This window comes from Hungatella hathewayi WAL-18680 (assembly GCF_000235505.1).
GTDB lineage: Bacteria > Bacillota > Clostridia > Lachnospirales > Lachnospiraceae > Hungatella_A > Hungatella_A hathewayi_A.
The window spans coordinates 1,617,485-1,630,202 of sequence record NZ_JH379027.1 but is presented as its reverse complement, the minus strand read 5'-3'; the positions used below and the strand labels follow the sequence as shown (position 1 = coordinate 1,630,202).

The window sequence follows — 12,718 nt, the reverse complement described above, 5'->3', positions numbered from 1 at the left end:
AGTATAATTGGACTCCCTGGAAAAATCAGCGCTAAAACTTAACAAAAGCTATGGCAATTTGTAATATTCTATGGCAGCCTCAAAGCTCATGGAATATACAAGACCTATGGCCGAACTAAAAAAGAACAGATTTACTAGAAACCTGTTCTTCGGTGTATTGATTATATTCATCAGTCATTTACATGAAGTCATAAGAGTATCGGTTAAAGATTTTCAGAATAACTGGAAAGAATGAATTCTTCTGGGACCTTCCTTACCGCCCCAGCCACTTTCTGATATCCCGTTTAGCTTCCCGCACCTTCGTCCCGTGGATGGGCAGCCCCTTCTTCACCTCGGCTCCCGGACAAATCCTTCGGATATCCATCTCGCTGTGCCCCATACCGCTTCCCTCATGGGTGCAGAACGGGTAAATGATTTTCCCGGTAAACTCGTATTTCTCCAGCAGCGTAAACACCGGCATCGGCATAGTCCCCCAGTAATTGGGATACCCCAGATAAATGACATCGACCCCATCCAAATTCTCCGGGTAACCGGCCAGCTCCGGTCTGGCATCCCGCTTCTGCTCCTGGCGGGCCTCCTCAATGCATCTGTTATAATCCTCGGAATAAGGATGCGCCGGCCGAATCTCAAACAACTCCGCTCCCGTCATCTCCCCTATCATCTCCGCCGCAATCTTCGTATTCCCTGTCTCCAGATATTTCAGCGCCCCACTGACATAATTCTCTCCCGCCCGGGAAAAATACAATATCATCTCTGCCATCTTTTATACCTCCTGCTCTCTGCACCAGCCAACCGTCTTTCCGGCCGCCATCTTACCAACCACCTTCATCCAGCCGCATTTTCACCTGCCTGCGCCCGCTGGCCGGCATTTCCTGTTACACCCCCATTATAATCCCGGAAGTATTGACCGAGAATCTCCGGTGTGTTAATATTGCATTAACTAAAAGTTAACGCTACGAAAGGAGGCCCCTCATGTACAACAGCCAGCTCAATGCCCTGATCTGTGTCGCCGACTGCGGAAGTTTCCACAAGGCTGCCGAGCAGCTCTACATCTCCCCCACCGCCGTCATGAAGCAAATCAATGCCCTGGAGCAGCATCTCGGGTTTCCTCTGGTGATCCGCACCAGCCAGGGCGTCCGTCTGACGGAGGCGGGCGAGTCCATTTACAAGGACGCCAAATATATGATTGACTACTCGGACCAGGCCGTGAAACGGGCCAGGGATTTGACGGAGGCGAATCATGCCACGCTCCGGGTGGGCACCTCCATGTTGAATCCGTGCAAGCTTTTCATGGATTTGTGGTATCGGACCAGTGCCCATTTTCCGCAGTTTAAAATCCAGATTGTCCCTTATGAAGACAACCACGAAGGGATTTTATCTGTGATTGAACGGATTGGAAAAGATTTTGATTTTATCGTGGGAGTCTGCGATTCCGCCAGATGGCTGGAGCGCTGTAATTTTCTGAAACTGGGTGTCTACGAAAAAATGATAGCTGTCCCCCTGAATCACCGCCTTGCCGGCCGGGAGAGGCTCTCCGTCACCGATTTGTACGGGGAAACCATGATGATGGTAAAAAGGGGCGATTCCGCCGTCAACGACCTGCTGCGTGACGATTTGGAGCGGAACCACCCACAAATTCAGATTGAGGATACTCCTCATTTCTATGATATTGATGTCTTTAACCGCTGCGCTGAGAGCAGCCATGTACTGTTGAATCTGGAGTGCTGGAAGGATATTCACCCTTCCCTGGTCTCCATTCCCGTAGACTGGGACTATACCATCCCTTACGGCCTTCTCTACTCAAAAACGCCGTCCCGGGACGTGCTGGAATTTCTGGATGCGGTCAGGCCATACGCGGTCTGACTGTCATTTATCTTCCCTTACTCCACACTGCCGTCCTGTCCCTTCACCACCAAAGAAGCATCCTCAGAACCAGGAGCCCTGCTCACCGAGAGGATGACCGTTTCTCCATCCACCGTCACCTCCATATCGCCATCCGCCCGCTCCGTTTCAAAAATCACCTGGGCGAGATCGCCATCCTGGCCGTCCACCATCAATACGCTGTCCGCATCAACCACTGCGCTCTTAGCGCTGTCAACTACCACTGTCTGCCCATCACCCGCACCTGCATCAACTCTGCCGACTGCCTCCGCAAACGCCGGTATCACTGCCAATGAAGATACCACCATAGCTGCAATCGCAATTGTCGTCATTTTTTTCATATTCCATACTTCCTTTCTTTCCATTCATGGGTTATTCGTTGTTTCCTGTTATCCAGTGTCTTTCCTGCTCCTAATGAGACATCATTTCCTTTAAATCCCTCCCTTCCTAATTTCTGAGTTCATTATATCTCACCCAGAATTAAGGAACGGTAAAGAATCCTCAACGAACAGGCAAAAGAACCGTAAACACCGTCTCCCCATTTCCGCTCTTAGCAGAAATGCTGCCGCCATGCCCGGCAATAATCTCGGAAACAATCGCCAGCCCAAGCCCAGCCCCCTCCGTCTGGGAGCGGGACTCGTCAGCCCGGTAGAAAGGTTTGAATATCCACTCCAGTTTCTCCGGCGGAATTCCGATTCCATTGTCTGCGACCGTTATGGTATCCCAGACTCCATCGGACTCCGTCCTAATCACAATCCTGCCATTCTCCACATGATACTTCACCGCATTCTCCACCAGATTCGAAAACGCGCGAGTCAGCATCACCACGTTCCCCATGGTCCGCAGCCCGCCCGGCTGAAGAACCACCTCCAGATTCTTCTCACAGATACGCGGCTCCAGTTCCGCGATAATATCGCCAAACATCCGGTCAAAATCCACATTCTCATCAAGCTCATAACCTCGCTGTGACGTCATGGCAAACAGACCGTCCACCAGCTTCATCATCCGGTTCGTCTGCCGCTCAACGACGCCAAGAGTCTTCTCATATTCCTCCACATCGGGAGCGTCATCGAGACGCAGCACATCCAGATTCGTTTTTATCACCGCCAGCGGCGTTTTCAGTTCGTGGGCCGCATCGGAGGAAAACCGTTTCTGCTCCGAAAATGCTTTGTCAAGCCGGGCCAGCATCCTGTTAAATGATTCCGCCAGGCTGCCTATCTCATCCTGCGCCGGGTAGCCCTCAATCCGCTGTGACAGCTCCCGCTCCGTCATTTCCCCAATTTCAACACTCAGTCTCTGCAGCGGCTCCAACGCACGTCCCAGCAGGAAATAGGTCGACAAACCGCCGCCCAGTATCACCGCCGCCATAATCCAGAGACTGGACATATTAAAATCCTTTTTCTTCTGTGTGATAATAATCGTCCCAGGCCCGTCCTGCCCAGGCACATCGTCCGCCTGAAATACAATACCGGGCGCCTGCCCGCCTTCCACATCCAGCGGCTGCTCCTCCGCGGAACGTTCCTTCCCATCCACCTCGCTGACAAGAAACGGAACCACAAAAGACTGATTGGCATTGTAAATGGAAAGCCCCGTAAGCAGAACGCACACGCAGGTCAGCAGCACGATAATATAGATGGTCAGACGGACCCGAATTGATATTTTCCTCAACATGTTCCCCTCCGGTCTGGCAGCGCCCCCTCTTCCTGGTTTTTCATGCAGTATCCCGCTCCCCTGGTATTGACAATCAGCTCCTCATCACTGTAAGCCGCCAGCTTCTTCCGCAGGGCGCTCATATGCACCTTGACGGAATTGGAAAAAAAGCTGTCGTCGCTTCCCCAGACGTGCTCAATCAGCTCCTCCGGACTGACCACCCGGCCGCGGTTCAACAGCAGATATTCCAGTATGGCCAGCTCCTTCGGCGTCAAATTCACTTCCCCGCCCTGCTCCGTGTATACAAGACGGGTCTTCGTATCCAGGCGAAAACAGCCAAACGTAAGCACCGTGTCATGCTGGATAAAATCCCTCCGCAAAAGGGAGCGGATTCTGGCTTCCAGCTCGCCAAAATCAAAGGGCTTGACCAGGTAATCATTTGCCCCAAGGTCAAGCCCCTCTATCCTCTGCTCCACGGAACTGCGGGCCGACAGAATCAGCACCTTCTGCTGGAGATTCTGCTCCCGTATTTTTCTGAGCAGTGTGAGACCGTCCATGCCTGGAAGATTCAAATCCAGCAAAATCAAATCGTATTGGTTGACAAATGCAAGCTCATAGCCTTCTGTCCCGTCGGCCGCCCCATCCGTCACATATCCTTTTTTCGCAAGCCCCCTGCAAAGCGCATGGCGCAGGTCCGCCTCATCCTCAATAATCAACAATTTCATAAATATCTTTCTCTCCCCAGTGGCTGCGCCATCTCTACCCCCGGCCATTTCCCGCCGGAATGCTCCTACTACGAATGTCCCTAGCTATGAATGTCCCTAACTATGAATGTCCCTAACTATGAATCTTCCCAACTATTATAATACGGAAAACATTAAGATTTGGTAAAGAAAGCGCCGCCCCCTTATGGGATCTCTTATCGTTCTCTCCGCTCAAATGCCTCAAGCACAACATTCACCGCCGCATACAGCACCCCGGCCACCGGCCAGACAATCCAGGTATTTCTCCAGTCCCAGGTTCTCAAACTGTATGTAAGATAAATCGCTGTCACCACCAACCAGTAGGCCCCAATCACCGCCTTCAGCACCGGGCTGCGGCTCTTTTTCTGCCGTGTATAATCCCCCTCCTGAAGTAGTTTCTCCATACTGCTCTGATTAATTCCAGCCGTGATCAGGAACACGCAGCCGGTTCCCACCATCAACAACAGGGCCGCCACCATCCATATCTCAAAATAGTCGTCACTGGACACCGCCATTCCCAAAAACAGCGGTATCGCCGCCATAATGCACAGCGCCGAACCGACCACATTGGAACTGACATACGTACTGTGATACCGTTTCTGCCGCTCCTTCACCATCCCCGTCACACCGTACTCCGTGTCAATAATCTCATGTTCCAGGTACTCAAACCGTTTGGTCTTCATCCCGCAGATGATAAAAACGGACACCGCGGCCGCCACAAGAACCAGCAGCACGCTCAGTCCGATGGCATCCGCCACAGCTTCTCCCGCCGCAAACCGTCCCATCTCCGCCGCCGTGCTGAGCACCATCAGGGTAACCGGGGAGATAATGCACAGAAAAACGCCGGCCGCGATGGGCTTTGCCGTCTGCCGCTTCACCTCCAGAAACTCATTGGCCTCCTCCATGGAAACCCGGCGGACCGTACCGGTATCCTCCGGCACCTCCAGAAATTCCTCCGCCTCCAGCTCCTCCTTCATCAGATAATCCGTCGTCACGCCAAACAGTCTGCTCATCGCCAGAATTTTCTCCACGTCGGGAATCGTCTGGGCGCTCTCCCACTTAGACACCGCCTGCCTCGTCACATTCATTTTCTCGGCCAGTTCCTCCTGGGACCATCCATTTTTCTTACGCAGCATACAAATCTTATCTGCCAAAATCATACCTGCTGTTACCTCATCTTTCCGGAGAATATCTTGTGATTCTTGTCTGCCTCTCCTGATAAAACCATACCGTTTTCTCCGATTGCACACAAGAAAACAGGGCTGGCAATTTGTCAACTGGCAGTTGCGAACCCTGATTTTCCGTGCATTTCCGGCTATCCACCGGTTATTTACAACACGTCACCGGCTGTCTTTCTCTAGTTTTCGAAATACCCGGCCACTTCCTTCAAATGCCGGATAATCGGCAGATGCTGTGGACAAACCTCCTCGCACTGCCCGCATGCAATACAGTCACTGGCCTTTCCAAAGTTCTCCGTCAGCTGCTCATACGCCTCCCGCTGGGATTTTCTATCCTTATTGTAAAGGGAGAAATACTTAGGAATCGCAATCTTCTGCGGACACCCGTCCGTGCAGTAGGCGCAGCCGGTGCAGGCAATGGCGATATCCGCATGAATGATATCCACCGCCTGTCTGATTATGGACTTCTCCTCCTCATTCAACGGCTGGAAATCCGCCATATATCCCGTATTGTCCAGCACCTGCTCCAGATTGCTCATGCCGCTCAAAACCACCATCACATGGTCCAGGCTGGCCGCAAACCGGACTGCCCAGGAGGAAGCGGAGCGCTCCGGCGCATACGCCCGGAAGGCCTGCTCCACCTTCTCCGGAACATTGGCCAGGGTTCCCCCCTTCACCGGCTCCATGATAATCACCTTCTTGCCGTGTTTTACTGCCACCTCATAACATTTCCCCGACTGGACCTCCTCGCTGTCCCAGTCAAGATAGTTGATTTGCAGCTGGACAAACTCGATTTCCGGATGCTCCGTCAGCACCTGGTCTAGCAGCTTGGCATTATCATGGTAGGAAAAGCCGATATGCTTCACCAGCCCCTCCTTCTTCTTATCCACCAGCCACTGGAAGCAGTCCAGCTCCGTGTAAATCTTATAAAAATCCTTGCTCACCGCATGAAGCAGATAATAATCAAAATACTCCACCCCGGTCTTCGCCAGCTGTTCGTTAAATATCTTATCCCTGTCCTCTTTCGACTTGATAAAGCCCGCATTCAGCTTCGTCGCCAGCGTAAAGCTGTCCCTGGGATGCCGCTTCACCAGCGCCTCCCTGGCGGCAATCTCACTGTTAAATCCACAGTACATCCATGCCGTGTCAAAGTATGTAAACCCTCTCTCCAGAAACGTATCCACCATCTGCTTCGTCTGCTCCAAATCAATGCTGGCCTCATCGTCAGCATCCAGCCGTGGCAGCCTCATCAACCCAAATCCCAGTTTTTTCTCATTCATGATCATGTCTCCTTTTCACTTCGTGTCATGCTGTTCCTTCTATTATAAATCCTGATGGCGCTTCTGTCTAATACAATCAAACATAAGCACAAAAAACCCCATCATTAAGATGAGGTAAAAAATATAGATTCCGTTATACGCAGATGAACAGAAGAACCGGAAATGATAGGAAAGAGTGGAACATATTTAAAATAAATCGCTATGACTTCCTGTCCGCGTTAATATTAATGTTAATGTTTCCTGCTCAATCTTATAAATCAGCAGCCAATCCGGTGTTATGTGACATTCCCTATATCCTTCGTAATTACCTGACAAATTATGGTCTTTGAACTTAGGTGGCAATGACTGTTCATTACATAAAATTTCTAAAACGTCTTGTAAAAATTGCGGATTGTAACCACGCTTGATAATAGTCTTATAATCCTTTTTAAATTTAGTAGAATATCTTATCTCAAGCATTTAAATCCTCCATCAACTCTGTTACGCTGTGGAACGTCTTGCTAAGGTTACGTCCATGATTTACATCATCAATCGCCGCAAGAGTTTCTGAATTGGGGATATCGAGACCAACTTCAAAAGGTATTTTTTGTTGACGCACCATGGTTTTAGCAAAAATATTAATAGCTGTGGTCATATTTAAGCCAAGTTCATTGCAAAGCCAGTCAAATTGCTGTTTTAAATTATCATCCATACGAATATTAATGTTTGTTTGAGCCATTTATAACCCCCCTTTCGGTTTCCTGATTAAAATATAGCACATTTTATTGACATTGTCAATACATTGTCAATAAATACAACTAAGCAAGTGATGTTCCATCCATAAGTTGGGTTAAATTACTATTTACCGATTTTATATCCACGGGGGCTCTTACGAGCCCCGACATAATTTGCAAAATCAGTTTCTTGCTTTTACACAAAACTTGTAACCGATTTTCAATCGCTAGTGAAACAGGCCCATTTGAATCCTATATCATTTCTATTTCTCATACAAAAACTTCTCCGGCAGACTCACCCGGAAGTCCTTCGCCAGATTCCTGAAATCCTCCGGCATAATCGTCTGGCGTTTGTCGGGGCGGATGCTCATCACTTTTACCAGAATCTCCGCCGATTTCTCGATGGTGTGCATCAACCCGAAGGTCAGATCAAAGTCTTCCCCGGCGCAGAACAGTCCGTGATGGGCCCAGACAGCCGCGTCATAATCCTTCATCAGCTTGCTGGTGGCCACCGCGATATCCCGGCCGCCCGGAACCATCCAGCCTACCACGCCCACTCCGGACGGGAACACCACCGGGCACTCCGTGGCCATTTCCCAGAGCTCCCTGGTAAATGCTTCGTCCGTCAACGGCAGCACAAAGGTCAGCGCTATGATATTGGCCGGATGTGCATGGTAAATCACACGGTAACGCCCGTCCGTGGCCAGCGCTTTCACCTCGTGATTCATCAGATGGGTCGGCAGTTCGCTGGTCGGTCTTCCTCCATCCCGGAGTCCCCAGCAGATGCGGTAGTTTTCCCCCGCCTCATCCACCTCGATGATGCAGCTGTTGGCCTCCGGGTCCAGAATCATGTTCCGCATAAATTTCCCACTGCCGGACACCATAAAATATTCCCCGCCCAGCTTTGGTACACTGGTCCCAATCGGCTGCCAGTCTCCCTCATAAGACAATGCGTCCTTAACCGCTTCCACCTCTTCCTTCTTCAGACGGTAGCTCAAATTCCCGCCATTCCTCTCATGCCAGTTCTGCTGAAATCCATCATCACACACACGGATAAATCCCTGCGCAAACCTTGTCTCTAATACGTTCATATGATATTTTCCTCTCTCTTCTATGAATTCTTTGATTTTATGTAAACCGCATTCCCGGTCATTCTATCTCCCGGCCAGCACTTCCTTCTCATACTTCTCCACTTCCGCAAACCACTGCTCCTTCACCGGAACCCCATGGCTCTCACAGTAATAATCCCAAACATCCCCAAATGGATAAGTTTTCAGTTCCTCCTGCTCCATCATCAGCTCCGTAAACCTCCGCTCCTCCTGGAGCTTCGCCAGCTTTTCATTTGGCATCAGCAGCGCGTAGAGCAGAGCCTTCTCCATATTTCTCATCCCAGTTACCCAGGCCGCAATCCGGTTGATGCTGGCGTCAAAGAAATCCAGTGCCAGCAGCACCCGCTCTGCGCCGCCTCTCACAATCTCCTTGGCAATCTCCCTGGTCTCATCGTCAAACAGCACCACATGGTCACTGTCCCAGCGCACCGGCCGGCTCACATGCAGCGCCACCTTGTCAGAGAACAGCAGCATGGAAGAAATCTTATCCGAAATCATTTCCGTCGGATGGAAATGTCCGCTGTCCAACAGGCACATAATTCCTCTCGTCGCCGCGTAATTCATATAAAACTCATGGGAGCCCACCGTGCAGCTCTCCATCCCAATCCCAAACACCTTCGATTCCACCGCAATCAGAACCTTGCTCTTGTCATAATCCATCGCCAGAATCTGGTCTAGGGAATCCTTCAGTCTGGCTCTCGGTGACGTCCTGTCCGCCGGCACATCCTTAAACCCATCCGGAATCCAGATATTCATGGAAACAGGCTTCCCAAGCTCCGTCGCAAAATACTCGGATATCCGCACGCAGGCCTTACAATGTTCAATCCAGAATTTCCGAACCTCCTCATCCTCACTTGAAAGTGTCGCATTCTCTGCCTTCGGATGGGAAAACATCGTCGGATTGAAATCCAGCCCCAGCCCTCTCGCCTTGGCAAACTCCACCCATTTTGCAAAATGCTCCGGCTTCAGAGCATCCCGGTCCACCTGCTGCCCCTCCTCAAATATGGCATAGCTGGCATGCAGATTCAGCCTGTGTGTTCCAGGAATCAGGCTCAACGCCTTGTCAATATCGTCCATCAGCTCCTGGGGCGTTCTCGCCCGCCCCGGATAATTGCCGGTGGCCTGAATTCCTCCTGAGAGACTCTCCACTCCCTCAAACCCCATCACATCGTCACCCTGCCAGCAATGCATGGAAATCGGAATCTGCTCCAGTTTCTTCACCGCTTCCTCCACATCCACACCAATCCCGGCATAGATCTCCTTCGCCGACTCATATCTCTCTTTTATATTCATGGTCATCTCTCTCCTTTATTTTATGCTCACTCTGTTTTCTGTTTTTTGTTAATCTAAGTGAAACACCGGCGTCAAATCCACGCAGACCGGGCTGTTGTCCTCATTGGTCTCCATAATGTCCGCCATAAAATCCCACCACTTCCGGTTAATCGCCGTATCCGCCGATTTCGCCCACAGTTCCTCATCCACAACCTCCAGATACCCATAGAGCACATTGGTCTCCTCATCCAGATAAATCGAATAATTGCTCCCGCCATACTCCTGAATCATCTCTTTCATTTCCGGCCAAAGCTCGTTGTGGCGTCTCTCATACTCCTTCGCCATCCCCGGATACAGAAACATTTTAAAACCCTTTCTCGTCATCACACATCTCCCCTTCCTTCCGGCTCATAAACCTTGATCTCAAAGGACTTTGCAATATTCTCCCTGGCATCTTCCAGGCTTTCGTACTCTCCGCCCTTCATCATCTGCACCGCCAGATTTCCGATGGCCGTGGCTTCCGTGGGGCCCGCATACACCGTCCGGCCGGTTGCATTGGCCGTCAGGCGGTTTAAATAATCCGCATTGGCGCCGCCGCCCACAATATGAATCCGGTCATAGGAAATGCCGGTCAGCTCCTCAATCTCCTGGCTGCATATCCTGTAACACTCCGCCAGGCTGTTGTAAATCACGGCCGCCATCTCCCATTTGGTCTCCGGTACCGGCTGCCCGGTCTCACGGCAGAAACCGCGAACCGCCTCACACATACTCTCCGGCGCCAGGAAGCGTCCGTCGTTGCAATCCACAATGGAAGGAATCCGCTCCCTCGAAGCCCGCTCGCAGATCTCGCCGTAGGAGTAGGTCTCCCCGGCCTCCTTCCACTCCCGTCTCACCGACTGTATCATCCACAGCCCCATGATATTTTTTAGGTACCGGTAACGATAGCCGCAGCCACCCTCGTTGGTGAAATTCGCCTGACGGCTCACCTCCCGGCAGTCCGCATTTCCCCGCTCCGTCCCCATCAGGGACCAGGTTCCGGAACTGATATAGAGAAAATGCTCCTCCCCTGTGGGAACCGCCGCCACCGCAGACCCCGTGTCATGGGTGGCCGGAAGCACCACCAGACAGTCAAGCCCGGTCTCCTGCCGCACCTCGGGCGTCAGCGGGCCGACTACGGTCCCTGGGACTGACAATTCCCGGAACAGCTTTGTGGGATAACCCAGTTTCTCAATCAGCGCCATATCCCAGCCACAGGTCTCCGGGTTCACCAGCTGGGTGGTGGTGGCATTGGTGTACTCCTGCTTCGCCACCCCGGTGAGAAGATAATTTAAATAATCCGGCACCATCAAAAGATGTTCTGCCGCTTCCAGATGTTCCGGCTCCGAACATTTCACCGCCATCAACTGGTAAATGGTATTGAATATCTGCTTTTGTATCCCGGTCCGCCCGTAAAGCTCCTCCGGACCAATCTTCTGATACACCAGCGCATCCATGCCCTCCGTCCGTTTATCCCGGTATCCAGCCGTCTTCCCCAGCACCTTTCCGTCACGGTCCAACAGCACGTAGTCCACCGCCCAGGTGTCAATCCCCATGCTCACCGGCTGGATTCCCATCCCGGCGCACACCTTCATGCCGTTCTTAATCTCCCCAAACAGCCGCTCCAAATCCCAGCAAAGCGTCCCGTCCACCAGGTCCATCCCGTTTTCAAACCGGTAGATTTCCTGAATCTTCATCTGACCGTCTTCCATCCACCCCAGAATGTGACGGCCGCTGGACGCCCCGATATCAACCGCAAGATAATATTGCATCACCCTTCTCCTCTCCCACTTAAACTACTCTCATCATAGCGCAAAATGCGCAAAAAAATAAGAACGCTATTTATCTAAAAAAGCGTCCTTATTTGCACTTCAGTTCTTCCTGTATTCCTTCGGCGACATCCCATAATAAGTTCTGAAAATCCGGTGGAAATAGCTGGTGTTGTCGTACCCCACCGCCCTGCTGACATCCGCCACCGGCATTCCCGTATTGTGCAGCAGAAATGCCGCCTGATTCAGCCGCTTAATCTGCAAAAGTTCTTTATAGTTCCGTCCCAGCAGCCGGTGAATCCCGCGGCTCAGCCAGTACACATCATATCCCATCAATTCCGCCAGTTCGGTCAGCGTCCCGTCCTGGTAATGCTCGTCTATATACCGCAGCACCCGCAGCGTCACCTCCTGGTCGAAGGCTTCCGCCCCGTCCTGGTTCATCCGGATTCTCCCTGTGCAACGCATCAGATGCTGAAGCAGCAGCCCCATAGTCGTTTGATTCAGCGCCTGGCTCTCGCTCTCCCGCTCTCCATGTAACAGCGACCAGATTAGATTCTCCACCAGATTCTGCACCGGCAGCACGTCCGCTACCTGGAAATGCAGATATTTCCCATATCTGGTATCCTCACACAGACACCCAACGATAAAATTCCGAAGCAGGTTCTCCTCCTCCCCCATCATCCGGAAGGCAGTGTCAAAAAATACCGGCAGAATCACAAAGTTCACCGCGATATCATCCCGCCCCGCCGGCTGGATTTCCTGCACCGCATGCTGGTTCAAAAACAGCAGTTCCCCTTTCTTAAGCACAATCTCCTTCCCATCCACCACATGCACCGTCTCCCCCTGGCACATGTAAATCACTTCCACAAAATTGTGAGTATGCTCCGGAAAATGCACAAACCGGGTATGGGGCCGCACCGTAATCAGCTGCCCCGCCTCCAAAAGCTTCTCACTCTCAATCATCATATCTTCCCGGCTCATATAAAGCGTCCTGTCAATATCCCGGCTCCCCGCCAGAATCCGCTCCTCCTCCGCCGTCACTACACTGAGTCTATCGATTAATTCCTGATTCACCCGCAGCCCTCAT

14 protein-coding genes are annotated in these 12,718 nt (G+C 51.6%); 1 reads left to right on the top strand and 13 read right to left on the bottom strand.

Annotated elements, in window-relative coordinates; translation table 11 throughout:
- Positions 1 to 253: 253 nt before the first annotated feature.
- Entirely contained in the window at positions 254 to 760 is a 507-nt protein-coding gene (locus tag HMPREF9473_RS07325) for a flavodoxin (RefSeq protein WP_006779442.1), read from the bottom strand.
- Positions 761 to 972: 212 nt separating this feature from the next.
- Here HMPREF9473_RS07325 and HMPREF9473_RS07320 point away from each other — a divergent pair, with 212 nt between their 5' ends.
- Positions 973 to 1,863, top strand: coding sequence for a LysR family transcriptional regulator (locus tag HMPREF9473_RS07320; RefSeq protein WP_006779441.1), 891 nt, complete (start codon positions 973 to 975; stop codon positions 1,861 to 1,863).
- 17 nt (positions 1,864 to 1,880) lie between these two features.
- Here the strand turns inward: HMPREF9473_RS07320 and HMPREF9473_RS07315 are convergent, their stop codons facing one another.
- From HMPREF9473_RS07315 to HMPREF9473_RS07260, 12 genes are all read right to left on the bottom strand, one after another.
- Positions 1,881 to 2,222 carry a hypothetical protein gene (locus tag HMPREF9473_RS07315; RefSeq protein ID WP_006779440.1) on the bottom strand — a complete coding sequence of 114 codons (342 nt, stop codon included), beginning with the start codon at positions 2,220 to 2,222 and terminating at the stop codon, positions 1,881 to 1,883.
- Between the two features lie 160 nt (positions 2,223 to 2,382).
- Positions 2,383 to 3,552 (bottom strand): sensor histidine kinase, encoded by a 1,170-nt coding sequence (locus tag HMPREF9473_RS07310; protein ID WP_006779439.1) that lies wholly within the window; start codon positions 3,550 to 3,552, stop codon positions 2,383 to 2,385.
- A complete protein-coding gene (locus tag HMPREF9473_RS07305) occupies positions 3,546 to 4,256 on the bottom strand; it encodes a response regulator transcription factor (RefSeq protein ID WP_034858930.1) in 711 nt (236 codons plus the stop codon). Before HMPREF9473_RS07305 ends, HMPREF9473_RS07310 begins: the two co-directional genes overlap by 7 nt.
- Before the next feature lie 194 nt (positions 4,257 to 4,450).
- The gene (locus tag HMPREF9473_RS07300) at positions 4,451 to 5,434 is read right to left on the bottom strand and encodes a helix-turn-helix domain-containing protein (RefSeq protein ID WP_006779437.1); all 984 of its coding nucleotides are present in this window, start codon (positions 5,432 to 5,434) and stop codon (positions 4,451 to 4,453) included.
- Between the two features lie 197 nt (positions 5,435 to 5,631).
- Positions 5,632 to 6,738 (bottom strand): aldo/keto reductase, encoded by a 1,107-nt coding sequence (locus HMPREF9473_RS07295; protein ID WP_434059273.1) that lies wholly within the window; start codon positions 6,736 to 6,738, stop codon positions 5,632 to 5,634.
- Between the two features lie 180 nt (positions 6,739 to 6,918).
- The gene (locus tag HMPREF9473_RS07290; RefSeq protein WP_006779435.1) at positions 6,919 to 7,191 is read right to left on the bottom strand and encodes a type II toxin-antitoxin system RelE/ParE family toxin; all 273 of its coding nucleotides are present in this window, start codon (positions 7,189 to 7,191) and stop codon (positions 6,919 to 6,921) included.
- Positions 7,184 to 7,450, bottom strand: coding sequence for a type II toxin-antitoxin system RelB/DinJ family antitoxin (locus HMPREF9473_RS07285; RefSeq protein WP_006779434.1), 267 nt, complete (start codon positions 7,448 to 7,450; stop codon positions 7,184 to 7,186). Before HMPREF9473_RS07285 ends, HMPREF9473_RS07290 begins: the two co-directional genes overlap by 8 nt.
- A 258-nt stretch (positions 7,451 to 7,708) precedes the next feature.
- Positions 7,709 to 8,536: a rhamnulose-1-phosphate aldolase gene (gene rhaD, locus HMPREF9473_RS07280; RefSeq protein WP_006779433.1), complete on the bottom strand. Its 828-nt coding sequence runs from the start codon at positions 8,534 to 8,536 to the stop codon at positions 7,709 to 7,711.
- 63 nt (positions 8,537 to 8,599) lie between these two features.
- Positions 8,600 to 9,847: an L-rhamnose isomerase gene (locus HMPREF9473_RS07275; RefSeq protein WP_006779432.1), complete on the bottom strand. Its 1,248-nt coding sequence runs from the start codon at positions 9,845 to 9,847 to the stop codon at positions 8,600 to 8,602.
- A 48-nt stretch (positions 9,848 to 9,895) separates the two neighbouring features.
- On the bottom strand, positions 9,896 to 10,210 hold the full coding sequence (gene rhaM, locus HMPREF9473_RS07270; protein WP_006779431.1) for an L-rhamnose mutarotase: 315 nt from the start codon (positions 10,208 to 10,210) through the stop codon (positions 9,896 to 9,898).
- The gene (rhaB, locus tag HMPREF9473_RS07265; RefSeq protein WP_034858082.1) at positions 10,210 to 11,637 is read right to left on the bottom strand and encodes a rhamnulokinase; all 1,428 of its coding nucleotides are present in this window, start codon (positions 11,635 to 11,637) and stop codon (positions 10,210 to 10,212) included. Before rhaB ends, rhaM begins: the two co-directional genes overlap by 1 nt.
- 96 nt (positions 11,638 to 11,733) lie before the next feature.
- On the bottom strand, positions 11,734 to 12,705 hold the full coding sequence (locus HMPREF9473_RS07260; RefSeq protein WP_006779429.1) for an AraC family transcriptional regulator: 972 nt from the start codon (positions 12,703 to 12,705) through the stop codon (positions 11,734 to 11,736).
- Between the last annotated feature and the right edge of the window lie 13 nt (positions 12,706 to 12,718).